26 protein-coding genes and 1 pseudogene are annotated in these 23,048 nt (G+C 39.1%); 12 read left to right on the top strand and 15 right to left on the bottom strand.

Translation table 11 applies throughout. The annotated features are described in order from the left end of the window. Window positions 1-6 precede the first annotated feature (6 nt). From COJ96_RS29205 to COJ96_RS09975, 7 genes are all read left to right on the top strand, one after another. Window positions 7-132, top strand: a complete 126-nt coding sequence (locus COJ96_RS29205) for a hypothetical protein (RefSeq protein WP_257148477.1) — start codon at window positions 7-9, stop codon at window positions 130-132. Window positions 133-476: 344 nt separating this feature from the next. Beyond that, on the top strand, window positions 477-890 hold the full coding sequence (locus COJ96_RS10005; RefSeq protein WP_098572801.1) for a MarR family winged helix-turn-helix transcriptional regulator: 414 nt from the start codon (window positions 477-479) through the stop codon (window positions 888-890). 126 nt (window positions 891-1,016) lie between these two features. Continuing rightward, window positions 1,017-2,228, top strand: a complete 1,212-nt coding sequence (locus tag COJ96_RS10000) for an MFS transporter (protein WP_098572800.1) — start codon at window positions 1,017-1,019, stop codon at window positions 2,226-2,228. Between the two features lie 215 nt (window positions 2,229-2,443). Beyond that, complete coding sequence (locus COJ96_RS09995; protein WP_098572799.1) at window positions 2,444-3,007, top strand: NAD(P)/FAD-dependent oxidoreductase; 564 nt, start codon at window positions 2,444-2,446, stop codon at window positions 3,005-3,007. A gap of 27 nt (window positions 3,008-3,034) precedes the next feature. Further along, complete coding sequence (locus COJ96_RS09990) at window positions 3,035-3,418, top strand: VOC family protein (protein ID WP_098572798.1); 384 nt, start codon at window positions 3,035-3,037, stop codon at window positions 3,416-3,418. 172 nt (window positions 3,419-3,590) lie between these two features. Continuing rightward, a complete protein-coding gene (locus COJ96_RS09985) occupies window positions 3,591-5,102 on the top strand; it encodes an MDR family MFS transporter (RefSeq protein ID WP_098572797.1) in 1,512 nt (503 codons plus the stop codon). Window positions 5,103-5,431: 329 nt separating this feature from the next. Further along, window positions 5,432-6,406, top strand: coding sequence for a nuclease-related domain-containing protein (locus COJ96_RS09975; RefSeq protein ID WP_180230045.1), 975 nt, complete (start codon window positions 5,432-5,434; stop codon window positions 6,404-6,406). A gap of 222 nt (window positions 6,407-6,628) precedes the next feature. Here the strand turns inward: COJ96_RS09975 and COJ96_RS09970 are convergent, their stop codons facing one another. The 6 genes from COJ96_RS09970 to COJ96_RS28550 all read right to left on the bottom strand — a co-directional run bounded on the left by COJ96_RS09970 (window position 6,629) and on the right by COJ96_RS28550 (window position 11,001). Then, entirely contained in the window at window positions 6,629-7,027 is a 399-nt protein-coding gene (locus COJ96_RS09970) for a cytosolic protein (protein ID WP_098572794.1), read from the bottom strand. A 96-nt stretch (window positions 7,028-7,123) separates the two neighbouring features. Continuing rightward, window positions 7,124-7,273, bottom strand: a complete 150-nt coding sequence (locus COJ96_RS28555) for a hypothetical protein (protein ID WP_180230044.1) — start codon at window positions 7,271-7,273, stop codon at window positions 7,124-7,126. An 18-nt stretch (window positions 7,274-7,291) separates the two neighbouring features. After that, window positions 7,292-8,512: a tetratricopeptide repeat protein gene (locus COJ96_RS09965; RefSeq protein WP_098572793.1), complete on the bottom strand. Its 1,221-nt coding sequence runs from the start codon at window positions 8,510-8,512 to the stop codon at window positions 7,292-7,294. Window positions 8,513-8,676: 164 nt separating this feature from the next. Next, complete coding sequence (locus COJ96_RS09960; RefSeq protein WP_026567945.1) at window positions 8,677-9,615, bottom strand: magnesium transporter CorA family protein; 939 nt, start codon at window positions 9,613-9,615, stop codon at window positions 8,677-8,679. A gap of 229 nt (window positions 9,616-9,844) precedes the next feature. Continuing rightward, complete coding sequence (locus tag COJ96_RS09955) at window positions 9,845-10,741, bottom strand: cation diffusion facilitator family transporter (protein WP_098572792.1); 897 nt, start codon at window positions 10,739-10,741, stop codon at window positions 9,845-9,847. 122 nt (window positions 10,742-10,863) lie between these two features. After that, the gene (locus COJ96_RS28550) at window positions 10,864-11,001 is read right to left on the bottom strand and encodes a hypothetical protein (protein WP_180230043.1); all 138 of its coding nucleotides are present in this window, start codon (window positions 10,999-11,001) and stop codon (window positions 10,864-10,866) included. 100 nt (window positions 11,002-11,101) lie between these two features. Here COJ96_RS28550 and COJ96_RS09950 point away from each other — a divergent pair, with 100 nt between their 5' ends. Next, a complete protein-coding gene (locus COJ96_RS09950; protein ID WP_098572791.1) occupies window positions 11,102-11,317 on the top strand; it encodes a YozQ family protein in 216 nt (71 codons plus the stop codon). Window positions 11,318-11,371: 54 nt separating this feature from the next. On the opposite strand, the gene COJ96_RS09945 is transcribed toward COJ96_RS09950, so the two are convergent. Beyond that, window positions 11,372-12,130, bottom strand: coding sequence for a yteA family sporulation protein (locus COJ96_RS09945; RefSeq protein ID WP_098572790.1), 759 nt, complete (start codon window positions 12,128-12,130; stop codon window positions 11,372-11,374). 230 nt (window positions 12,131-12,360) lie between these two features. Here COJ96_RS09945 and COJ96_RS28545 point away from each other — a divergent pair, with 230 nt between their 5' ends. Together COJ96_RS28545 and COJ96_RS09940 are read left to right on the top strand one after the other, a co-directional pair. Next, window positions 12,361-12,522, top strand: coding sequence for a hypothetical protein (locus COJ96_RS28545; protein ID WP_180230042.1), 162 nt, complete (start codon window positions 12,361-12,363; stop codon window positions 12,520-12,522). 56 nt (window positions 12,523-12,578) lie between these two features. Continuing rightward, window positions 12,579-13,895, top strand: coding sequence for an amino acid permease (locus COJ96_RS09940; protein ID WP_098572789.1), 1,317 nt, complete (start codon window positions 12,579-12,581; stop codon window positions 13,893-13,895). A 34-nt stretch (window positions 13,896-13,929) separates the two neighbouring features. On the opposite strand, the gene COJ96_RS09935 is transcribed toward COJ96_RS09940, so the two are convergent. Beyond that, on the bottom strand, window positions 13,930-14,556 hold the full coding sequence (locus tag COJ96_RS09935) for a LysE family transporter (protein WP_098572788.1): 627 nt from the start codon (window positions 14,554-14,556) through the stop codon (window positions 13,930-13,932). Window positions 14,557-14,795: 239 nt separating this feature from the next. On the opposite strand from COJ96_RS09935, the gene COJ96_RS09930 reads away from it, so the two are divergent. Then, a complete protein-coding gene (locus tag COJ96_RS09930; protein WP_098572787.1) occupies window positions 14,796-15,782 on the top strand; it encodes a potassium channel family protein in 987 nt (328 codons plus the stop codon). Between the two features lies 1 nt (window position 15,783). Here COJ96_RS09930 and COJ96_RS09925 read toward each other — a convergent pair whose 3' ends face one another. From COJ96_RS09925 to yugI, 6 genes are all read right to left on the bottom strand, one after another. Next, the gene (locus tag COJ96_RS09925; protein WP_098572786.1) at window positions 15,784-16,191 is read right to left on the bottom strand and encodes a YugN-like family protein; all 408 of its coding nucleotides are present in this window, start codon (window positions 16,189-16,191) and stop codon (window positions 15,784-15,786) included. A 105-nt stretch (window positions 16,192-16,296) separates the two neighbouring features. Next, on the bottom strand, window positions 16,297-17,643 hold the full coding sequence (locus tag COJ96_RS09920) for a glucose-6-phosphate isomerase (RefSeq protein WP_098572785.1): 1,347 nt from the start codon (window positions 17,641-17,643) through the stop codon (window positions 16,297-16,299). Between the two features lie 119 nt (window positions 17,644-17,762). Continuing rightward, on the bottom strand, window positions 17,763-18,926 hold the full coding sequence (locus COJ96_RS09915; protein WP_098572914.1) for an iron-containing alcohol dehydrogenase: 1,164 nt from the start codon (window positions 18,924-18,926) through the stop codon (window positions 17,763-17,765). A 93-nt stretch (window positions 18,927-19,019) separates the two neighbouring features. After that, window positions 19,020-20,303 carry a Glu/Leu/Phe/Val family dehydrogenase gene (locus COJ96_RS09910; protein ID WP_098572784.1) on the bottom strand — a complete coding sequence of 428 codons (1,284 nt, stop codon included), beginning with the start codon at window positions 20,301-20,303 and terminating at the stop codon, window positions 19,020-19,022. A 27-nt stretch (window positions 20,304-20,330) separates the two neighbouring features. Next, a complete protein-coding gene (locus COJ96_RS09905) occupies window positions 20,331-21,530 on the bottom strand; it encodes an ornithine--oxo-acid transaminase (protein WP_098572783.1) in 1,200 nt (399 codons plus the stop codon). 179 nt (window positions 21,531-21,709) lie between these two features. Next, window positions 21,710-22,114, bottom strand: a complete 405-nt coding sequence (gene yugI, locus COJ96_RS09900; RefSeq protein ID WP_098572782.1) for a S1 domain-containing post-transcriptional regulator GSP13 — start codon at window positions 22,112-22,114, stop codon at window positions 21,710-21,712. 232 nt (window positions 22,115-22,346) lie between these two features. Between yugI and COJ96_RS09895 the strand changes: the two are divergent. Continuing rightward, window positions 22,347-22,541: pseudogene (locus COJ96_RS09895) on the top strand (helix-turn-helix domain-containing protein); the annotation flags it as partial. Between the two features lie 145 nt (window positions 22,542-22,686). On the opposite strand, the gene COJ96_RS09890 reads toward COJ96_RS09895, so the two are convergent. Next, entirely contained in the window at window positions 22,687-22,950 is a 264-nt protein-coding gene (locus COJ96_RS09890) for a DUF1871 family protein (protein WP_098572780.1), read from the bottom strand. Window positions 22,951-23,048 lie beyond the last annotated feature (98 nt).

Here is a 23,048-nt window from a genome sequence, read left to right as displayed (position 1 = left end):
GAGGCCATGAGAAGGATAATTGGTGGGACAGTTTTTGTATGTGGTGGAATAGCCGTGGCCATAATAGCGGCGGGACGGACGATGAATGTAAGAATGATAAGTACAGTTGGGGCAATGATGACGGTTGTCTAGACTCCGCGGAAATTTGGAAAAGATGGTATTGCAACTAATCATTTGTTATGTACATATTTGCCGCTAGATATATAAAAATAACTTGACTATCATCCTAAATAGGAATTGATGGTTCTTTTTTGTTTCTAGAGGTATCTATTCTTTCCTCGAAAATCTCTTGTGATGCGTTAGATTTTTAACGATAATGCCCGGAACTTTCACCATATTTCCAGCCGATTTATTAAAATTTTACTTATGGAACATAAGCCCTCAGTCTGTATACCTTCCTTGACAATTTTCAATAAATACACTATAGTTACCTAGGTAACTAATTAACCAAAAGAAGTTTGAGGTGTGCTACATAAATGAATAGCCACGAATTATTCCATACACTGCATCAGCTTTCACGGCACCTGACTAATACACTCAATGAATCACTGAAACCTTTAGGTTTATACGGATCACAATGGTCCGTCATTTTTGTTTTACAATCCAAAGGCTCCTTAACCCAAAAAGAACTTTGTGATTATTTATTCGTTGAAGCCCCACCGATGACACGCACCATTCAACGGCTTGTCAAACAAGGATACGTACGTCAGGTCCCAGGTAAGGACAAGCGCGAGAAACTGGTTCAATTAACAGATGCGGTATTGACACTGTACCCAGAGTGGGAAAAAGCCGTCATAGAAAATAATCAATCATTATTGAAGCATCTTCCAGAAGCCTCACAGGAGGAGCTTCTTCATCTACAAAAAAGCTGGTTACAAAAGCTTTTATAAAAGGCTGTGTTATAGGTTAATGTTGATTTTTGCACTCTGTTGATTGGAGCGGAAGGCACGAAGACTCCTGCGGGNNGGAAATCAACAGACAAGTTTTACACAGCCTTATAAAAAAGGAGTGATCATATGAATAAACCCAAATTATGGACGAAAAGTTTTATAAGTATTTCGTTAAGTAACTTTTTTCTATTTTTAACCTTTTATGTTTTACTCGTTACACTTCCTATATATGCAATCCAGGAATTTGACAGTAACGCTTCACAAGCGGGATTGATGACAACTGTGTTTTTGATTTCGGCGATTATCTCTCGTCCGCTTGCTGGACAATGGCTTGAAAAAGCGGGTCATAAAAAAGTCCTGCTCACTGCACTGATTGTTTTCTCAGGTGCCTCGCTTTTATATTTCTTTCCAAAAACAATCCTTGGATTCTTGGCCATTCGATTGTTACATGGGGTTGGTTTTGGCATGGCGACAACTGCTGCAGGGGCAATCGTGGCAGACCTTATTCCGATTTCGCGCCGCGGTGAAGGAATGGGTTATTTTATTATGTCAACCAATATGGCCATGGTGTTAGGGCCATTTATCGGCTTAACCTCCATTCAGCAGTGGGGCCCGGAAACTCTGTTCATTATTAGTGTCATTGTTGCGGTCGGGGCCTTGGTCACTGGATTAAGTGTAAACGTTAAAGAAACAGAGGAAACTGTCCATCCGGTTGTACAGTCAGCCTTTTCAATCAAAAGCCTGTTTGAGACTTCGGCCGTTCCGATCGCCATTGTAGGCTGCTTTCTTGCCATCGTTTATTCAGCCCTTCTATCTTTCGTATCTGTTTTCGCAACGGAAATACACCTTGCAGAGGTTTCCTCCCTTTTCTTTGTGGTTTATGCGATTGTTTTATTAATTTCACGACCTTTTACTGGAAAATGGCTAGACCTGTATGGACCAAATGTAATTGTCTTTCCATCCATCGTATTGTTTGCGATTGGAATGTTGGTCTTAAGTCAAAGCGGCAGTGCGGTTACCTTTCTCCTTTCTGCAGGAATGATTGGTTTAGGCTGGGGAACGCTGTTTCCAACCTTCCAAACAATCGCGATCCAAGACGCTGCTCCACGAAAAAGAGGACTAGCTACCGCTACTTTCCTATCAATCTATGATATCGGGATTGCCTTGGGCTCGTTTGTGGTCGGATTAGCAGCCGCAAAAATGGATTATAGCTCTCTTTATTTCTTTTGTTCTTTCTATGTTCTTTTGGGTATTGTTCTTTATTATTTCCTTCATACCCGAAAACATGCTTCGTTTAAAGAACATAGCCAAAGAGAGGTAAATAACCTAAACTCGTAATATAAATGACCATCTATACCGCTTCAAACCAAGAACCTTCATTTTCTAAAAAGGGAATGATGGTTCTTTTTATTTTGCGGACAGTGATATAGAGTTTGTTTATTAGAAAAATTCAAATATTTTATCGAAAGATAGGCAGTTGATTTTACATATCTTTCTATTTACGCTAATCTTATTTTGAAATCAATTTTTCAATATATGGGGAGGTAAATACTATGTTTGATGTATTAATTGTTGGTGCTGGACCTACTGGCGCAAGTGCGGCTCTTTTCACTGCGAAAGCTGGAAAGAAAACAGTGGTTATTGATAATGATAAGAGCGTGACAAAAAGAGCATGGATCGAAAACCATTATGGAGTGGCAGAAATTACTGGACCAGATCTTGTTGAAATTGGGAAAAAACAAGCAAGCAAATTTGGTGCAGAAATTGTTCAAGCTACTGTCTCAAATATCAGTAAAACAGAGGCAGGATTTAAAGTAGAAACAGATCAGGGGGAATATGAAGCAAAACATGTGATCCTTGCTACAGGAATGTCTGTTGATCTTGCGGAATCTGCCGGATTAACAACAAAGCCAGGAACTGAGCCCCGAATCAAAGCAATTTTTGATGTTGATGCTTCAGGTAAAACAAATATTGACGGGATTTGGGCAGCTGGCACAGTTGCGGGTGTGAGCATGCATACTATTATTACTGCTGGCGATGGGGCCAAAGTGGCGATCAATGTTATCAGTGAAATTAATGGTGAACGCTATGTTGACCATGATGTTCTCAAAGCTTAAATAGGGATACATAAAGGAGGAAGTCAAATGGCTGTTAAGAAAATGGACCATGTCGGTGTATATGTTAATCACCTAGATGCCTCCCTAACCTTTTATCAAGAAGTGGTTGGTTTGGAGATAAAGGACAGGTTTACAATTGAAGACGGTTCGATTACACTAGCATTCCTTGGATTTAATGGTTTGGATGAAACTGAATTAGAATTAGTTCACGGTGGAAATCCTAATCTTCCAGCAGAAGGGAAAGTCAATCATATCGCCTTCCTGGTTGATGATATTGAAGAAGAATTCAACCGTTTACATGGTTTAAATGTAGTCTTTCTTAGTGATGAAATTGTGACACTTCCGAACGGGTATCGTAATTTCTTTGTACAAGGCCCCGATGGTGAAAAGGTCGAGTTTTTCCAAAGATAAGATTATATTAAAGAAAGGGACTCAGTGCGGATGGGTCCCTTTCTTTTATTGGACGCGTTCGAGGCTTTTCACATAAAAATTGACAGGTTTAAACCTTCCTTTTAAAATTGGTTTAGCTTGATTATCAATAAAAAAGCGGAGCCTTTTATTTTTAATATTAAGGGGAAATTTTATGATCAAAAAAGACACAAATCTTAAACCCGTTGTCGCGGGTTTGCTGTTGGGGATTTTAATGGCAGCTATGGATAATACCATTGTGGCAACAGCGATGGCGACCATTGTAGCAGACCTCGGTGGTTTTGATAAATTTATTTGGGTCACCTCTGCCTATATGGTAGCTGTAATGGCAGGGATGCCTATTTTCGGTAAGCTTTCCGATATGTACGGACGGAAACGCTTTTTTATTTTTGGACTGATTGTCTTTCTGATTGGATCGGCTTTGTGTGGTGTCGCCCAGAATATTATTCAGCTTAGTATTTATCGAGCGATTCAGGGAATCGGCGGCGGGGCACTAATGCCAATCGCCTTTACCATCGTTTTCGATATCTTCCCACCCGAAAACCGCGGAAAAATGACTGGTTTGCTTGGGGCTGTTTTTGGGGCATCCAGTGTATTAGGTCCGTTACTAGGTGCGTACATTACCGATTATATTAGTTGGCATTGGGTATTTTACGTGAATGTACCTATTGGCATTGTTTCGATCTTTTTAATTGTTCGTTACTATCATGAATCACTGCAGCATTCGAAGCAAAAGGTTGATTGGCTTGGCGCGATTACCCTGGTTATTTCGGTGGTCAGCTTAATGTTTGCGCTTGAACTAGGCGGAAAAGAATACGCTTGGGATTCTACTCCTATCATCAGTTTGTTTGCAAGCTTCTTTGTCTTTTTTGCAGCCTTCTTCATTGCAGAAATAAAGGCTGCTGAACCGATTCTGCCGCTTTGGCTGTTCAAAAGACGCTTATTTGCCACCTCGCAAATCTTATCGTTTTTATATGGCGGAACGTTTATTATCTTAACGGTATTTATCCCAATCTTCGTTCAAGCTGTCTACGGTGGATCAGCTAAAAATGCAGGATTGATTTTGACGCCAATGATGCTTGGCTCTGTTGCGGGGAGTTCTGTCGGGGGGATTTTCTTAACGAAAACGTCCTACCGCAATTTGATGATTGTTTCGATTATTTCCTATGCTCTTGGCATGTATTCCCTTGGAACGTTGACGGTTGATACAGCCCGCTGGCTGCTGACCATCTATATGATTTTGGTTGGCTTTGGGGTTGGCTTTTCATTCTCCTTGTTGCCGACGGCATCTATGCACAATTTAGAACCGCAAAATCGCGGCACAGCCAACTCTACGAACTCATTTTTGCGGTCGTTTGGAATGACACTTGGCGTAACGGTTTATGGCACCCTGCAAAACAACTTGTTTGCTGATAAATTAAAAGAAGCATTCAAAGGTATGCAAGGGGCGGGAGATTTTAAAATGAGCGATCCACGCCAAATCTTCCAAGCGAGTGAACGCTCGAAAATTCCTGACTTTATCTTGGATAAAATTATTGCGGCGATGTCCGCTTCGATTACACATACCTTTTTACTAACACTAATTCCAATTGGGATTGCGGCGGTTACGATCTTTTTCATGGGCAATGCCCGAGTGGTTGTCAGTAAAAAAACTGGCAATGGATAATGAATAAGCACTTGGACGATGTTCCGATCGTTCCCCAAGTGCTTATTTTTGTTGTTCTGCAAACTTACCGGCGATTGGATAAAATAGGGATTCGCTCATTGAATTTGGAGGATTCGCTCATTGACTACCGGAATTCGCCCATTAACTACTGAAATTCGCTCATTGAAACCCGGGAATCGCTCATTAACTACTAAAATTCGCTCATTGAATTCCGACCATTCGCTGATAGAATTATATTCGAAAAATATTTTACAAGAATCGATAAAATTCAGCAGGAATTTCAATCCACATATTAGAATTTTAAACTTAAAATGAGAGGAGTGATAATTTTGGTAATAAAAGAAAGGACAAAACCATTAATTTTGCTTATTTTAGAGGCTTTAATGCGGCGTCTTCCCCCCTGCCACCCAAAGTACCAGCAAATTTTAGAAGAGCATGGACGGAGGCAGGCCGGGTACATCGGTGAGAAATCGCTCGATTACTATTACCGTGAACTTCCACATCAAAAATATATGATCCTCCACGATTTAAACCTTCCTGATGGCGACTATAACTGCCAAATTGATACCCTTCTTTTAACACCTGAATTCGCCCTAGCAATTGACGTCAAAAATATGGCTGGAAAGTTAATCTTTGATACGGAAAATGAACAGTTTATTCAAATCAATAATGGGAATGAAAAAGGATACCCCTATCCGATTGCACAGGCGGAAAGACATCAGAAGTACTTGCAGAAACTTCTAGCTGCACATCATTTTCCTCCCGTTCCGGTTGAATATTTAGTAGTGATCAGTAATAGTTATACTTCCTATGCAGTTACAGGAAAAAATGCCCACAAAATAAAACCGCGAGTATGTAAGGCCGATGTCTTCTTAAACAAAATTACCCTTTTAGAAAAAAAATATTCGAAACCGCTTCTGACCTCCAAAGAACTCAAGAAGCTTTGCCGCCTCCTAGTGAAAATGAATACCGTTCCGACAAGCTATGTACTAAATAAGTACGGTATTCAAAAATCAGACTTGTTAACAGGTGTCCACTGTCCTACCAACTCTAATCATTCCCTCATTCGTAAAAAACAAAATTGGTATTGCCCTTCCTGCGATGCTTTTTCAAAAGACGCACATATTAACGCACTGAAGGATTATTTTCTGCTGTTTGGTCTGACGATAACCAATAAGCAGTTTCGGGAATTTGCTCATATTAAATCACGTGATGTGGCAAAAAGGATACTTTTATCTTGTAATCTTCAATGCCTTGGAAAGTACAGAGCACGGTATTACGCCCCTAAGAAGTTCCCTTGGTGAGTTTTTAATTACTTTCTAACAAGATAAACTTTCGATTCGCTCATAAAGTATTAAGATTCGCCCATTGAACATGGAAATTCGCTCGATGATTGATGGAATTCGCTCATTAAACACCGAAATTCGCCCAAAAGCTAAAATATGCAACTCTTAGATTTCCCATTTCAGAGAAAAAACAAATAAAGGACACCTAATTTAGGTGTCCTCAATCCAATAACTCACTATTTATACCTCAATATCTTTCCCTTCCTCAACAACATGGAACAATAAATGGGCTAAGTGATGAATCGGGCCGTATTCTTCTTGATCTTCATCGTCTGGTTCTTCGTTAAATTCCATATCATTTAAGAACAGTGCCATGAACTCGTAAAAGTCCTTCAATTGGAAAGAATAGCAGCCGACTGGGTCTTCATTGTCTTCTTCATAATGCAATATCATGTAGGAGAGGTCCCCGTCCACATCTTCTGCATCAAAAAACACAAATAGGCCAATGTTTGTGTCGAGCTCGAATAGATGCCTTGTTCCACCTTCTGTTGCTTTCGTGAAATCGTCCTGGCTTAGTTTCTGAATTTGCATGCTATCTACATTATCTTCTTGATGGAATCCGACAACAAATGATTTCATGATTTCCTCCTTCATTTACTCCAAAAATAAAAAACACATGTCATTAGCATGCCCTAATACAATAAAAAAATCCCTGATAGGTTCAGGGATTTACAATCAGCCAATCGGCGGTTGAATTGGATGGTTTAACACATTATCTTCCGTCGAAATGGCCACATCATATGTAGTTGAAACTTTTACATCTTTCGTGGTCGCGAAAAGTGCAATCAGTGAGATTGAAAACAATAGGACAACAAACTTTTTCATTGAAATTGCCTCCTAAACCTAAATTATTTTATTTAAATATTTTACGGCATCGATCGCCAGACCCTTTTGAGTATAATAGTCGGCAAGTATTTTATAAAAATGGGTTAAGTCTTCACTATGCTCATTTTCCTCTTCCAGGTAGGGAATGACCTTCCCTTCCAAATATTTAAATGCTTTTACAGGAGATGTTAGAAGAAGGAGATAATAGTCTGCTAAGATTCGATATTTTTTTACGGATAGTTCTTTTGAGAGAAGGTTCACTTCTTGGAAACAAAGCTTTGCCTTCTCTAATGATTTAAGAGAATGGTGAAGCTCGCCAATTGCATATAACGTGACTAGGTAGTGCTGGTTTTTGTTTGGCTGCAGGGCCAAACTCTTTTCATAATAGTATAGTGCTTTCTTTGCATTATTCATTTTAAATTGCAAATGGCCCATATTATGATAGATTTGGGGAAGTAATTTATCTTTTCGCAGTAATTCTGCATTGCGGATTAAGTGTTGAAAACACTCTTGTGCTTCTTCGTAAATATTGGAATGGGTATAATTAATACCTAACAGCATAAGTGTGTGGAGTATTCTGATGAAGTTGTGCTGATTCATGAATATTTGCAGTGCCATTTTTCCAAAATGGATGGCATGTCCTGAAAGCTCCAGTGAACTTTTTACAAGCGCTCGATGGTACAAAAATTCACCACTTGTTGTTTCTTTATTGTTTTCTGTATGTAAGGCATCGAGAATTTCATCCGCCGTTTGAAATTGACCCTTCCACATTAAGAATATCGCATTATAATAGCGAAATAAATAGTCTTCATGTTGGGAAAAATTTTTCTTTTGCTTATATAAAAGCGCTCGTTGACCATCTGCTTCATCCACTTGGCCTTTAAAAATTAAATAACGGAACTTATATAGTTCGTAGATATAAATATATTGAGAGAATGGAATTAGATGTTCAATCTCCTTAAGTTTTTGATAATATTCTTCTATTTCATCTCTAAGATAAAAATTAATCTTCTCGTCAAGTCCTTTTAATAAGGATTTAATTTCTTCCTCTTGCTCCTCCATCTCTTCGAGTCCGATATTTAAACGCTTTAGTAATAGAGCAATCGTCCCTTCATTTGCTTCTTTTGAGTTGTTTTCAATTTTACTTAAATGCGGGACAGAACAAATTCCTTTAGAAAGCTCTGCCTGTGTTATTCCTTTTTGTGTTCGATAGAATTTAATCAGGGCTCCAAATTCCATATTGCCACCAGACTATGCCTTTCCCTTTTTTACTATTTTACAACAATATGAGATTTTCACATAGACACTTTTCAGATTATTAAAAAATATTACTTTTAGAGCCCCAAAAAACTTGGGAAAGTTTTTTAAAACGGTAAAAAACCAGCCCCTAAAAGGACTGGTCTCTAAAAATATTTCTTTTTCCAAAAAATAAAAGCTGTTAAACTCGTTAAAAATGCCGAGATTACTAGTGGTATGGCATACGAATGGGTAGCGTGCTGCAAAGGGATATCAACATTCATCCCGTAAAAGCTTGCCACCATTGTTGGGAAGGATAGGATAATGGTAATCGAAGTTAAGAATTTCATGACGATGTTTAAGTTATTGGAAATAATGGATGCGAAGGCATTCATCATTCCGGTTAAAATGGATCGATAGGTTTCGGCCATCTCAATCGCCTGTGTTTTTTCAATAATCACGTCTTCTAATAAGTCCTTGTCTTCTTCATACATTTTTAGATAATTAAATCGCAGAATCTTATCGAGGACAACCTTATTTGATTTTAACGAAGTTGTAAAATAAACCAAACTTTTTTCTAATGCTAGGAAAGCGAACAGCTCTTTATTTTTTAATGACTGGTGAACGACATGTTCAATTTCATTTGTTTTCTTGTTAATTTGTTTTAAGTACCGTAAATAGTACGAAGAAATAACGAACAGTATTTGCAGAGCAAAACGGGTCTTTTTAAACGTAAAAAACTCTTTTACTCTGTTTTTCCGAAATTCTTCTAAAATGGGGGTATCTTTTAAGGAAACCGTAATGATACAGTCATCTGTTAGAATAATGCCGATCGGGATCGTTTCATATCCAGCAAAGCCATTTTCATCATGAACGATATAGGGAAAATCGACAATGATATAGACTCGGCCATCGTCTCGTTCAATCCTCGGACGTTCCTCATCATCGAGAGCATCTTTAATGATATCTACATCGACTTGGGCTTCCATGGACACCTTATTGATTTCTTCTTGGGTTGGGGAATACATATTAACCCAGCACCCTTTTGATATAACATCAACCGTTTCTAAAACTTTTGTCTCTGTACTTTTAAAAATTTCCAGCATGACTTAACCTCCTCACTCACTTTGTTCGAGGAAGCCAACAACCTTTTCTAGAGTTGATATTCTTGCTATTCATTTCAATCCATTCAAAGATCACATTGACTTCCCCACACCTACTACTTGGGTCCGGGTCTACGGAATAACTCAAAAATATCAACTCCCTCTAACTTTTTATATTTCCTATCCTATCATAAACCCTATTCACTGAAAGTACAAAGGAGTTTTTCTGAATTTATTCATCTTCTGCAAAAAAAGGATTTAAATGGATCAAAACTTCCTGAATGTTATCGTTCTTATCCATCAGTTTTTGTTTGATCCCTTTTGCCAAATCATGTCCCTGCTTGATGGTTTTATAATGATCGATTGAGATACGTAAATCCACCAATACATAATGACCAAGTTCTCTCGCTCTAATTCGGTCAATTCGTTTTACTTCATTGAATTCCTTCACAACTGCAACGTATTCTTTCAGTGTCTCTGTATCAATGTTCCGCTCCAATAAAATATCAAATGCCTCGGTTAACATCTCCTTAGCGATTTTAAAGATTAAATAAGCGACAAAAATACTGGCCGCCTTATCCCCGTATAATAAAAAGTGAATATCAAAACGGCTGCCAGCAATTGAAAGCAGCACCCCGATTGCAGCCGCAATCGACGCCACAATATCGGCTTTGTGATCAAATGCAATGGCCTCAATGGCTTTACTCTTATTTTCTTTTGCTACTTTTAACGAACTTCGATACAAAATAATCTTAGTCACATAGGAAAAGAGGGCCACCCACATCGCCAGAAAACTCGGTGATTCCACTTCATGAAAGAAACCGCTAATTCCTTCATAAACCACATAAATGGCAACAAGAAAAAGCAAGATCCCGATAACCCCAGAAACTATGACTTCTGCCTTTCCATGTCCATATGGATGTTCGTCATCTGCTGGCTTATTAGCAATTTTTATGACTAACAAGACTATTACTGAAGCAAACACATCTGCAGCGGAATGAATCCCATCAGCGAAAACTGCGTCACTATTTCCAACCCACCCAATGATTATTTTTCCTAAAGTAAGAATAATGTTACTGATTACACTAATCCAGGCCACTTTTTTAGCCAAGGTTTCTCTCAATTCCATAAATACGTAAACCACCTTTAAAAATACCTCTAGAAAGCATAGTAAATGCCTCCATAATGGATCTAGAGAAAAAGTCTTGCCTGCTACAAGCTATGTTGTAGTCTAGCAAATTATGTAAGTAATTATCCTTCCTGGCCATCCATTTCTTCTTTCACCATTTCCACTTCTTCAACAACTGATATTTTGTTAATTTGGTCATGAAGAAAATGAAACGCCTGGTCTAATTCTTCACGTGTTGGAAACTCATTTTTTTTGTTCATTATAGTACCTCCATTGCAGATTTATTTTTTATTAGGAGTAATCCTGTTAAAAAAAGAAAAAAATACCCTTGTATCAAACATTGAAAGGGAGGAATACAGGATGGACAATAAGAATCAGAAAGCAAATCCAAAGAAAGAATTGGCAGGAAGTTTCTATCATCCAAGTTATTATCAAGAAACAGATGATCTATCTGCCGGAATAGCAACTACACATGAGCAAGCCAGTGACACCTATACTGAAGGTGAAATTGGTGCGGTAATTGATGATGTAAACGGTAAGGATATACCAATACCGCAAAAAGGCTACGATAAATAATAAAACCAGAGAAAACAGCTCTCGCTCGAAAGCTGTTTTCTTTTTTGGTTGTCATTATTTATCATCATGGTCGACATAAGGGTCATGTTCATAAGCCGGTAAATCCCCGAATGCAGTCATGGTGCCTTCCTCATCAAGGGCATCTTCGTAACTTTCATGCTGCGGGTTTGGATAAACCTTGATATTATTTCCATACATGTCATTTCCAACAAAATTTTCATAGTCCTCGACATAGCTAATGTTTTCGTCTGCTTCAGTATAGATATCACTATAACTATCCTGTGGAAAGGCTAAATCGGAAGGAGTCTCGGATGTGCCCCACGCGGCAACAGTCTGCCAAGAATCTTCTGCATCAAAAGCAACGTTCTCATCTTTTTCGTCCATATCAAACTTACCAAAGGGCGGCATCAAAACGCCTTCCTCCACGGGGCGTTTGTGTGAAGTAACCTGATCGGGACTGTGCTCAATACAATAGGTTGTATTTGGCAATGCCTGTAAACGTTCTAAAGGAATCTCCTTACCGCATACTTCGCAGGTTCCATAAGTGCCATTTTCCATTGCCTCCAAAGCGTGATCGATATTTCGGATTTGAAATTGATAATGTTCATTTAAAGCAATATCTTTCTCACGTTCATATAATTCTGTTCCCTCATCAGCAGGGTGGTTATCATAGCTCGATAACTCCCCCATCGACTCATGAAAATGACCTCTTTCTAAGCCAAAGTGATCATTTTGTTCGATATGTTGTTCTACCTCACTTTTTTCTTGTAACAACTGTAAACGTAACTCAGCAAGTTGCTGTGTCGATAACATGTGCTAAACCCCTTTCAATGAAAAGCGCTAAGTATCTTGCTCCATCTATTTCACTTTTATATTTATTGTTTTTATCTTTCTCTTCTATTTTCATTTTTTTCGTGGTTGATTATGTAATGAAAATTTAATTCCATCAAAAACCTAACTACAGGATTGATTATTAACTGAATAAGAAATGGATAGGCGTGTATCTTAAGAAATATCAAAACTAGGAGAAATGAGGGGATTATGTGGTTAATGAAAACTTTGACAAATTCAGACAAGAGCAAAAGGAGTATCGTTCAACCTATTTAGGCGGGAACAGAAACCAAAAACCAGGGCTTAATGATGCCGAATATAATAATCAAGATAATACCGACAAATCACCAGGCGCGACCGGTAGAGATATTTAGAGAAACAGGAGGATGTCGATGAGTAAATCCAATTCCGTGGGAATGAGAAGAGCGACATGAAATGGTGGCAGCTTTCTTTATTTGGCGTGGGCTGTACGATTGGAACAGGGTTCTTCCTTGGCTCAGGCCTTGCAATTAAAATGACAGGTCCATCTATTTTGGTTGCCTTTATGATTGCTGCCCTAGGGACATATTTCGTCTATGATGCTTTATCCAAAATGACGTCCCAAGAACCCTTACAAGGCGGGTTTCGGTCGTATGCGAAGAAAGCATATGGCAGGTGGGCAGGATTCAGCAGCGGGTGGGTCTACTGGTCATCGGAAGTGTTAATCATGGGAAGCCAGATGACGGCTCTATCGATTTTTTCCCAATTTTGGCTTCCCAAAATCCCCTTATGGATATTTGCTACGATTTACGCAGTTTTAGGACTAGCAGTGATTTTAATCGGAGTAAAGGTTTTAAATAAGCTCGAAAATATTCTGGCAGTCTTAAAAATCTCAGCGATATTAATGTTTATAGTAATTGCTTTTCTGGCCATCTTTGGGGTAATCGATGGTGATCGCCCTATTCAGTATCCGAATACCCAAAAAGAAATTATGCCCCATGGATTGAAAGGCTTATGGTCAGCAGTGATTTTTGCCTTCTATGCTTTCGGTGGTATTGAAATTCTTGGATTAATGGCGACCAATTTAAAGGATCCGAAGGAAGCTCCCAAAGCAGGAAAAGTCATGTTGTTTACGCTCATGATCATCTATGTGGTATCGATTGGTCTTGCAGTCATTATTGTTCCTTGGAATCAATTTAACACAAAGGAAAGTACTTTTGTTGTTGCCCTTAATGCATACCATCTTTCCTTTGTTCCTCATTTTTTTAATGCAACATTAATTATTGCAGGTTTTTCAACCATGACCGCTTCTCTTTATGGCGTAACCAGCGTGCTTGTTACGCTTGGTGAAGAGGGTGATGCACCTGCATGTTTTTCAAAGCCAGGGAAATTAAAAGTCCCGCTGGCATCCCTGCTTATTACCATGTTAGGAATTACTGCCTCGGTTGTTTCAGCCTTGGTTTTACCTAACAAAATTTATGAGTGGGTTACCACGGGTGCCGCCTTAATGCTCCTTTATAATTGGCTCTTTATCCTGGCATCCTCACGAAAAATTTTAGAGCTGCAGCTGAAGGAAAAAATTATGTATTCCATTGGCGCCTTATTTATTTTAATTGCCGTTAGCGGCACTCTTTTTCATGAAACAAGCAGACCGGGCTTTTTTATTAGCTTAGTCTTTCTGGGAATTATTGGAGTGATTACCTTATTCATGCAGTTAAAATGGAAAAAGTCGAAGAAAAAAGTGCTTAGCCCATGGCCGACTGCATAGAAAAACCAGCGAATTCTTTTTGCTGGTTTTTTTGTTATGCAAATAACACATTAAAGGCTTGCATTCCAAAATAAATCCCAAAGCCAATCAATGAAAGACCAGACAGGCAAGAAATGCCGACAAGTAATCGGGGAGTTAAGAAATTACGAAAACTGCTTGATACACTCGCCATGGCAATATCCCAAATCAGCAGCCCAATAAAAATTGCACAGCTGTAGAGGACTAATTGAGTCGGATTTGAGGATGCAGCTGTTTTCGCAAGGACGGACCCATAAATCCCTAACCAAAATAGAATCGTTAAGGGATTAGAGATCGACATAAGAAATCCCGAGAAGAATGATTTTATCAGTGGTTCCTTCCCTCTGGATTGCTCTAAATTAATTTTCCCAGCGTTCATGAAGGTTTCTATACCTGTATACATAAGGACAAAACAGCCAAAAAACCAAAGAAATGTTTGCATAAATGCGGTTTCAAGAAACTGGACAACTCCTATATAAACAACAAGCATATACACGCCATCGGCAATAACAGCCCCTACTCCAATAAGCCACGAATTCATAAATCCGTTCCTTATGCCTCTGTCAATCTGCGCTGCATTAATCGGACCAATCGGAGCAGCCAGCGATAATCCTAAAAGTATATAGCTCAAAAATACATTCATCTATATCTCTCCTTAATAACTAAGTAGAAGCCTGTCTATAATTTTTATTCAAAGAAATAGGTTTGTACCACAAAAAAATAAAACCTTCCTGTCATCGGAAGGTTTTACACTTACTGACCCTATTGTTAAAATTATCAAGCAGTCCTATAGATTAATCCGTTTTCGTTAATAATAAAAATAACTGGTTCAGTACCTGCTCTACGTGAAGGTGCTAAAAACACTAGAAAGAGGTGACAATCATGCCAAACAGAGTGTATATCAGCTTCTTACGTTTGCCGCTCCTCGTCCGAATTCTATTAATGGCATTACTTGTGTTTCTCTCATTCGGAATATCTATTCACTTTTTAGAACCAACCACTTTTCCCACCATTTTTGATGGTATCTGGTGGGCGATCATTACTGCATCAACGGTAGGATACGGCGATTATGTCCCGCACTCCTTCTTAGGCAGACTCACCGCATTGATTCTCATCCTATTCGGTGTTGCCTTTGTTTCATCCTATTTTGGAACATTGGCCGCAGCTGCCGTCACAAAACAAGATGCCCTGTCTGAAGGGAGAATCCCTTATAAAGGGGAGGGACATATCATCATTATCGGCTGGAATGAACGATCGAAGGAGTTAATTAATAAGCTTACCACCACAAAATATCAACAAATGATTGTTTTAATTGATGAATCGCTTGAAGCAAATCCCGTAAAATCAAGATTTGTGCACTTTATTCAAGGGAAGGGTCATGTAGATGATACTATCGTCAAAAGTGATATCAAGAATGCGGAGAAAGTGTTAATTACTGCAGATCGAGGAAATGATGAACTGCAAGCAGATATGAATAGCATTCTTACCTTGCTCACTATTAAAGGAATATGTGCACAAGTTAAATGCATCGTTGAGATTTTAACGAGAGAGCAAGTAATTAATGCCTACCGAGCTGGTGCTGATGAAGTAATACAATCAAATAAATTGACCAGTGTCTTTATGGTAAACAGTTTGCACTCGAATGGAGATGGACTGTTGTCAAACGTTGTCCATGAATTACAGGAAAGCAGATTGTCATCCTACCCAGCTGAGCAACCTGAAATTGGTAAGCCCTTCAGCGAGGTATGTCTCTTATTATTGAAAAAGGGTTTTCTCCTGATTGGCATTCAAAGAGGGGAGGAAACATTATTGAATCCATCCCACTCCTTGCCTATAGAGGAAAATGATCAATTATTAATTTTCAAATAAGTTAATCCTGGAGGAGAAGCATTTCCAATTCCTGTACCAGTGCTGTTCCAGAATCTCTATACCTCTCTGGAATGCTCGCATCCTTATCGACAGGTTCTTGAAATTGATTTAGGGTCCCTGAGAAGGTTCCTGTGCTTCCTTCGTCATCTAGCCCTGCTTCATATTTATGGGACAAGAGGAATGGTCTTCCCAGCCTTACTGTACAATTGTTATCATCTAGTTGCCCATCGACGGCTTGAAATGGGAGCCGTACGAATAGATAGCCGTCCTGATCATCAAGCTTATAATCAAAGGCACCATGGTCATAATCCCAGTTTCCGCCAATCGAATAGCCGATTGGTTTTAATTTTTGTTCAAGTTCAAATAGGTCAAACTGTTTTCCTTCCACTTTCGATGGTAACTCAATCATCAACATTAACCCCCTAATTTTCAATACCATTAGTTTCTCCAAATCCAATCATTTCAATAAAAAAAAGAGAACCGAATGTATTCCATCAGTTCTCTTTTCTATATTTTATAAACGTTTTTCTAATTCTGCTTTTTTCTCTTCGTATCCTGGTTTACCTAGAAGGGCAAACATATTTACTTTGTACGCCTCAACACCTGGCTGATCGAAAGGATTCACTCCAAGTAAGTATCCGCTCATGGCACAGGCTTTTTCAAAGAAATAGACAAGGTATCCTAATGTATATTCATCCATGGCTGGAATGTTAACAATTAAGTTCGGCACACCGCCATCTGTATGAGCAAGCATCGTCCCTTGAAATGCCTTATTATTAACAAAGTCTACTGTTTGACCAGCAAGGTAATTCAAGCCATCTAAATCATTTTCTTCTGCTTCAATTTTCAGCTCGTGACGAGGTGTTTCCACTTTAATGATTGTTTCAAACAAGTCACGACGACCTTCTTGAACGTATTGTCCAAGTGAATGGAGATCGGTTGAAAAATTGGCTGAGGAAGGATAAATTCCTTTTTGATCTTTGCCCTCACTTTCGCCAAATAACTGCTTCCACCACTCTGAAAAATATTGCAAACCTGGCTCATAATTAATCAGCATTTCGATGGTTTTACCCTTATTGTACAACACATTTCTAACTGCTGCATATTGGTAGGCAGGATTATTTTCGAGTTCGGATTGACCAAAGGCTGTTTGTGCCTCTGCAGCACCTTCCATGATTTTCTCGATGTTTGCCCCGCTTACTGCGATTGGAAGCAATCCAACTGCTGTTAGAACAGAATAACGTCCGCCAATGTCATCAGCGATGACAAACGTTTCATAACCTTCTTCTGTTGCTAAGGTCTTTAGAGCACCTCTTGCTTTATCTGTTGTAGCATAGATTCGTTTGCGAGCCTCATCTTGACCGTATTTTTCTTCAAGAAGTTTACGGAAAATGCGGAAAGCAATTGCTGGTTCAGTTGTAGTTCCAGATTTAGAAATGACATTAATAGAAAAGTCCTTTCCATCAAGGAGATCCATTAAATCTTTCATATAAGTGGAACTGATATTATTTCCAACAAAAATCACTTGAGGTGTATTTCGCTTATCCTTCGGAAGGACGTTATAGAAGCTGTGCTGGAGCATTTCAATCGCTGCTCTTGCCCCAAGATAAGATCCTCCAATTCCAATAACAAGAAGTATATCAGAATCAGCTTTAATTTTCTCAGCTGATTTTTGAATGCGTGAAAACTCTTCTTTGTCATAGTTGGTTGGGAGGTCAATCCACCCTAAAAAGTCATTACCCGCACCGGTCTGCTCATGTAGTGAGTGATGAGCAACTTTTACGGCATCACGTAAATATGTAAGTTCATGTTCTCCAAAAAAAGGTAAGGCTTTTGAGTAATCAAAATGAATATGTGTCATGCATGATCCTCCATAATTTTATTTACATAACCACTTTAACGAATGATGGGATGATTATCAAGGCAGGTCCACTATTGAAAGCGCACCCACTTTCGACAAATTTCTTAACTTTCGTAATTTTATAGTGATGCACGATAAATAGCTAAAACATCCTCACGGTTTAAACGGTTAAAATTCCCAAATTCACCGTTTTCCATCGCTCTGTCAGCCATTAAGTCTAGTTTCGAATCATCAATATCATAATCAATTAACCTTGATGGTGCATCAATACTATTCCAAAACTCACGTAATTTTTGAATTCCTTCGAGTCCTATTTGTTCTGCACTCTTGTCTGCTTCATTTACCCCAAACACCCGAATGGCAAGTTGCTTAAAGCGTTCAGGCTTCACCGCTAGATTATGCCTCATCCAATGTGGGAACAAAATCGCCAGACCGCCGCCATGAGGAATGTCATATACGGCCGACACAGCGTGCTCTAGATTATGTGTAGCCCAATCACCGCGATAACCCATATTTAAAATTCCATTAAGAGCCATCGTCCCACTGTAAAGAATGGTCGCCCTATGCTGATAATTTTCTAAGTCCGCAAGCAACTTAGGTGCTGTTTCCATCACAGTAATCAATAAAGACTCACACATGCGGTCTTGAAAATCTGTATTTTCTTCTAAATGAAAATAATGTTCAAGCACATGTGACATCATATCGACAATACCATAAATAGTTTGGTTCCTTGGCACCGTAAACGTGTTAACGGGATCTAAGATCGAGAATTTTGGATAAGTAACGGGACTTCCCCAGCCATACTTTTCATTTGTTTCCCAATTTGTAATAACCGAACCTGAATTCATTTCTGAGCCCGTTGCTGCGAGCGTTAACACCGTACCAAACGGAAGTGCATCTTGCGGAATAGACTTTTTAATAACAAGATCCCAAGCATCCCCCTCATATTTTGCACCGGCGGCAATAAGTTTGGTACAATCAATGACACTTCCGCCCCCGACTGCTAACAAGAAATCAATTCCCTCTTGTTTACAAATTTCCACCCCTTTTCGTGCGGTAGTAATCCGTGGGTTCGGTTCCACTCCAGGGAGTTCAAAAACCTCTGCTCCAATTTCTGCTAATAAATTTATTACATTTTCATACAAGCCGCTCCGTTTAATACTGCCCCCGCCATAGACGAGCAATATCTTTTTCCCGTAATGAGGTACTTCTGTTTTTAGTTGTTCCAACTCACCTTTTCCAAAGATCAATTTGGTCGGATTTAAAAAAGTAAAATTTTCCATCATTATACACCATCCTTTTCCTTACTTATTATTAGTTATTATCGTTCTTTTTGCAAAAAAACTTCCTCGCATCATCTGATGCAAGGAAGTTTTTTATGCCCATCCCCTACACAAGGAGGCATCTGCCATTTTTTTGACGCCGATCATATACGCCGCCAAGCGCATATCCACGTTGTTAGTTTGGGACAGTTGATAAATATCCTCGAACGACTTGACCAGTTTATCGCGCAATTTCTCTTCTACTTCCTCTTCACTCCAATAATACCCCTGCTTGTTTTGAACCCATTCAAAATAGGAGACGGTCACACCACCTGCCCCAGCCAAAACATCTGGTACTAGCAAAATGCCACGTTCAGTAAGTATATTGGTAGCTTCAAGCGAGGACGGCCCGTTTGCAGCTTCTACGACAATTTTAGCCTTGATGTTGTGGGCATTTTCAGCGGTAATCTGATCCGAAATCGCTGCAGGAACTAATACATCACATTCCTTCTCAAGCAGTTCTTTATTGGTGATGGTCCATTCGAAAAGAGTGCTAATCGTTCCAAAGCTGTCCCGACGATCCAACAGATAATTAATATTCAATCCATCAGGATTATAAAGTGCTCCATAAACATCAGAAATTCCAATTACAATCGCTCCTGCATCATGCATAAACTTTGCCACATAACTGCCTGCATTTCCAAACCCTTGAACAATGACACGGGATCCCTTAATGCGAATACCGCGTTTCTTGGCAGCCTCCTCAATACAAATGGTTACGCCCTTTGCTCCTGCCTTTTCCCGGCCCTCAGAGCCTCCAAGTACAAGGGGTTTGCCGGTAATAAAACCAGAAGAATCAAATTGGCGGAGACGGCTGAATTCATCCATCATCCACGCCATGATCTGAGAATTAGTGTACATATCGGGTGCAAGGATATCCTTCGTTGGACCGACAATTTGGCTGATAGCACGAACGTATCCACGGCTTAATCGTTCAAGTTCACCGAATGACATCGTCCGCGGGTTACAAAGAATCGCTCCTTTTCCTCCGCCAAATGGTAAGTCAGCGATGCCGCATTTCATACTCATCCACATCGATAATGCCTTCACTTCGGTTGCTGTGACCTTAGGGTGAAATCGAACCCCACCCATGGTCGGCCCAAGTGCATCATTATGCTGGGCCCTAAACCCGTTAAATATCTTGGTCGAACCATCGTCCATCCGCACGGGAATTCTAACATCCGACATTCTTAATGGCTCTTTCAATAATTCGAACATTTCTTCGTTATAGCCCATCTTTTTTAATGCATCATGAATAACAATCTGTGTTGAAGTGAGCAGGTCTAATGTCTCTATATCCTTATCACCGCCACTATTTGTTACATCATATATCCCCATTTTTGCACCCCTAGTATTTTATCCCTTTTATCCAAGTACGTTTTTAATCCTCTCCAAGGCCCAGTTCAGTTCATCTTTAGTAATAATCAGCGGCGGCGCAAAGCGAATCACCGTGTCATGGGTTTCCTTACACAATAGTCCTTGCTCTTTTAATTGCTCACAATATTTGCGAGCCGGCTGAGATAATTCAACTCCGATAAATAATCCACGTCCGCGAATTTCTTTTATGATTGGATTTTTAATTTCTTTTAATTTATTAATAAAATACTCGCCAAGTTCTAACGATTTTTCTGCTAGTTTTTCATCTACCAGCACATCAAGGGCCGCTATGGAAACTGCACATGCCATTGGATTTCCCCCGAAGGTAGAACCGTGTGATCCCGGATTAAAGACACCTAAAATATCTTTGTCAGCGACAACACATGAAATTGGAAAGACACCGCCGCCCAATGCTTTACCTAGAATATACATATCAGGTTCGATTCCTTCCCACTCACAAGCAAACATTTTACCTGTCCGGGCCAAACCAGCTTGAATTTCATCCGCAATAAACAAAATATTGTTTTCTTTACAAAGATCATAGGCGGCCTTCATAAAGCCTTCAGGTGGAATGACAATCCCAGCCTCTCCCTGAATCGGTTCAATTAAAAATGCCGCTGTATTAGGCGTAATCGCAGCCTTTAATGCCTCTAAGTCACCGTAAGGGATTAGCTTGATCCCCGGGAGCATGGGCCCAAACCCGCGTTTATACTCGTCGTCGGATGAAAGGGAAACTGCCGTCATTGTTCTGCCGTGGAAATTCCCTATACAAGCAATAATCTCCGCTTGGTTCTCGGCCACACCTTTTATATCATAGCTCCAGCGTCGTGCCGTTTTCACAGCTGTTTCCACTGCTTCCGCCCCGGTATTCATGGGCAGCACCATCTCTTTTTTCGTTAATTGACAAACCTTTTCATACCACGGACCAAGTTGGTCATTGTGAAATGCACGGGAAGTTAATGTAACTTTATCAGCCTGGTCCTTTAACGCTTGAATAATTTTTGGGTGACGATGTCCTTGGTTCACAGCCGAATAAGCACTAAGCATATCCATATATTTATTGCCTTCTGGGTCCTCTACCCAAACACCTTCTGCCCTAGTAATGACAATTGGGAGCGGATGATAGTTGTTGGCTCCATATTTCTCTGTTTTAGCAATTAATTCATTCGTATTTACATTTGCTTTCATAAATAACCCCCCGTTTCATTGTTTCATTCTAATATTATGTACATATAGTACTATTGTAGCCGAGCATGAAAAAAGAATGAACACCCCAATATAATTTTATCCATGAAAAAGCTCTTTTTATGTAAAAAAAAAGCCTAGCACCATGCTAATATAGCATTGGGTCTAGGCTTTACATGAATTTATTTTTTTATTAAATCTTCACGTTGTGACTGGTCAATCCACTCTTGTAGTTTATCTTTTAATGTGTTAAAACCTTGTTGGCCATCAACTTCTGGAATAATCGCAGCAACTGGACGTTTACGAGGTTTCTTTGCCTTCGGAGCAGCCTGTTGAACAGGAGCTTCTTCCGTTGCACGAATCGAAAGTCCAATTTTACCTGCGCCTTCATCCACTGATAATACTTTCACCTTAATTTCGTCCCCAACTTTAAGGTGGTCATTAATATCTTTCACATAACCATGGGTAATTTCAGAAATATGGACAAGGCCTTGAGTATTATCGTCAAGCGCAACAAACGCTCCATATGGTTGAATTCCAGTTACTTTACCTGTTAAAATACTTCCAGTTTCGATCTTTTCTGACATGAAAACACTCCTAAGTAATTAATTATTTTATCCCTTATATACGCATTATAATATTATACCACAAAGAACGCTTTAAATCAAAAAAGATTAAAAAATAAACTGCAAATAATGCTTACCTTAGTGGGATTGTCGAAATTTCTTAACATAATATTCAAGGAAAGGGAAAGAAATAGTTACTAAACGTGATAAACTAATAGTGAGGAAATCTATTTTAAAGGGAAGGTGAACCAGTTTGAATACCATCGGCCAAACCATTAAAAATGCCCGTGAAATGCTCCATATGTCTCAGGAAGAGCTGGCACAAAAAGTAAGAGTTGGAATTCACACAATTGAGAAATACGAATCTGGAGAACAAATTCCTAGCACCCAAACCTTATTAAAGTTATCAACTGTATTAGATCTTCCTGCCACAGAATTGCTTGAACAATAATATGAATAATAACAAAGTTTTTCTATACTGCTGTATAAAAAAAGGAAATACTGGAAACCCTTATATCATAAGGCTTTCTAGTATTCCCCCTTTTTGAAGTGGACATCCATCATGGGATGTCCTTTTTTTTTGCCATGAAGTTTTAAATGGAACAAGCATCATTTGCTTTAATGACTAATAATTCTTTAGCTATTTTCAAGCACTTTTCCAAGGGAATTATTCTTTCAAAGGAAAAATCATAAATGCTTTGTATTCTTTTGGCCAACTCATCACAATCATCTAATTCATAGATAGCCTGAATCGTATCAGCGATTTCTGTGTCATATCCTCCATTAGTTAAGTTGAAGGGATTCCACTCATTTAATAGATCTACATATTGTAAATTTGTTTGCAGTTCTTTTCTCATTATTTTTAACTCCCAAATTTCGGCTTAAAAAAGCACTATTTTATTTCCTCATGGTCTCCAGTATACTTCTTAAAAAATGGAGTGTAAAAGATTGGTGC

The organism is Bacillus sp. AFS073361, from assembly GCF_002567005.1.
Lineage (GTDB): Bacteria > Bacillota > Bacilli > Bacillales > Cytobacillaceae > Neobacillus.
This window is presented reverse-complemented; position numbering and strand designations above follow the sequence as displayed.

Bases quoted from the DNA above. Each gene is read 5' to 3' on its own strand.
- COJ96_RS29205 (WP_257148477.1), top strand. From the start codon at position 7: ATGAGAAGGATAATTGGTGGGACAGTTTTTGTATGTGGTGGAATAGCC.
- COJ96_RS10005 (WP_098572801.1), top strand. From the start codon at position 477: ATGAATAGCCACGAATTATTCCATACACTGCATCAGCTTTCACGGCAC.
- COJ96_RS10000 (WP_098572800.1), top strand. From the start codon at position 1,017: ATGAATAAACCCAAATTATGGACGAAAAGTTTTATAAGTATTTCGTTA.
- COJ96_RS09995 (WP_098572799.1), top strand. From the start codon at position 2,444: ATGTTTGATGTATTAATTGTTGGTGCTGGACCTACTGGCGCAAGTGCG.
- COJ96_RS09990 (WP_098572798.1), top strand. From the start codon at position 3,035: ATGGCTGTTAAGAAAATGGACCATGTCGGTGTATATGTTAATCACCTA.
- COJ96_RS09985 (WP_098572797.1), top strand. From the start codon at position 3,591: ATGATCAAAAAAGACACAAATCTTAAACCCGTTGTCGCGGGTTTGCTG.
- COJ96_RS09970 (WP_098572794.1), bottom strand. From the start codon at position 7,027: ATGAAATCATTTGTTGTCGGATTCCATCAAGAAGATAATGTAGATAGC.
- COJ96_RS28555 (WP_180230044.1), bottom strand. From the start codon at position 7,273: ATGAAAAAGTTTGTTGTCCTATTGTTTTCAATCTCACTGATTGCACTT.
- COJ96_RS09965 (WP_098572793.1), bottom strand. From the start codon at position 8,512: ATGGAATTTGGAGCCCTGATTAAATTCTATCGAACACAAAAAGGAATA.
- COJ96_RS09960 (WP_026567945.1), bottom strand. From the start codon at position 9,615: ATGCTGGAAATTTTTAAAAGTACAGAGACAAAAGTTTTAGAAACGGTT.
- COJ96_RS09955 (WP_098572792.1), bottom strand. From the start codon at position 10,741: ATGGAATTGAGAGAAACCTTGGCTAAAAAAGTGGCCTGGATTAGTGTA.
- COJ96_RS28550 (WP_180230043.1), bottom strand. From the start codon at position 11,001: ATGAACAAAAAAAATGAGTTTCCAACACGTGAAGAATTAGACCAGGCG.
- COJ96_RS09950 (WP_098572791.1), top strand. From the start codon at position 11,102: ATGGACAATAAGAATCAGAAAGCAAATCCAAAGAAAGAATTGGCAGGA.
- COJ96_RS09945 (WP_098572790.1), bottom strand. From the start codon at position 12,130: ATGTTATCGACACAGCAACTTGCTGAGTTACGTTTACAGTTGTTACAA.
- COJ96_RS09940 (WP_098572789.1), top strand. From the start codon at position 12,579: ATGAAATGGTGGCAGCTTTCTTTATTTGGCGTGGGCTGTACGATTGGA.
- COJ96_RS09935 (WP_098572788.1), bottom strand. From the start codon at position 14,556: ATGAATGTATTTTTGAGCTATATACTTTTAGGATTATCGCTGGCTGCT.
- COJ96_RS09930 (WP_098572787.1), top strand. From the start codon at position 14,796: ATGCCAAACAGAGTGTATATCAGCTTCTTACGTTTGCCGCTCCTCGTC.
- COJ96_RS09925 (WP_098572786.1), bottom strand. From the start codon at position 16,191: ATGATTGAGTTACCATCGAAAGTGGAAGGAAAACAGTTTGACCTATTT.
- COJ96_RS09920 (WP_098572785.1), bottom strand. From the start codon at position 17,643: ATGACACATATTCATTTTGATTACTCAAAAGCCTTACCTTTTTTTGGA.
- COJ96_RS09915 (WP_098572914.1), bottom strand. From the start codon at position 18,926: ATGGAAAATTTTACTTTTTTAAATCCGACCAAATTGATCTTTGGAAAA.
- COJ96_RS09910 (WP_098572784.1), bottom strand. From the start codon at position 20,303: ATGGGGATATATGATGTAACAAATAGTGGCGGTGATAAGGATATAGAG.
- COJ96_RS09905 (WP_098572783.1), bottom strand. From the start codon at position 21,530: ATGAAAGCAAATGTAAATACGAATGAATTAATTGCTAAAACAGAGAAA.
- yugI (WP_098572782.1), bottom strand. From the start codon at position 22,114: ATGTCAGAAAAGATCGAAACTGGAAGTATTTTAACAGGTAAAGTAACT.
- COJ96_RS09890 (WP_098572780.1), bottom strand. From the start codon at position 22,950: ATGAGAAAAGAACTGCAAACAAATTTACAATATGTAGATCTATTAAAT.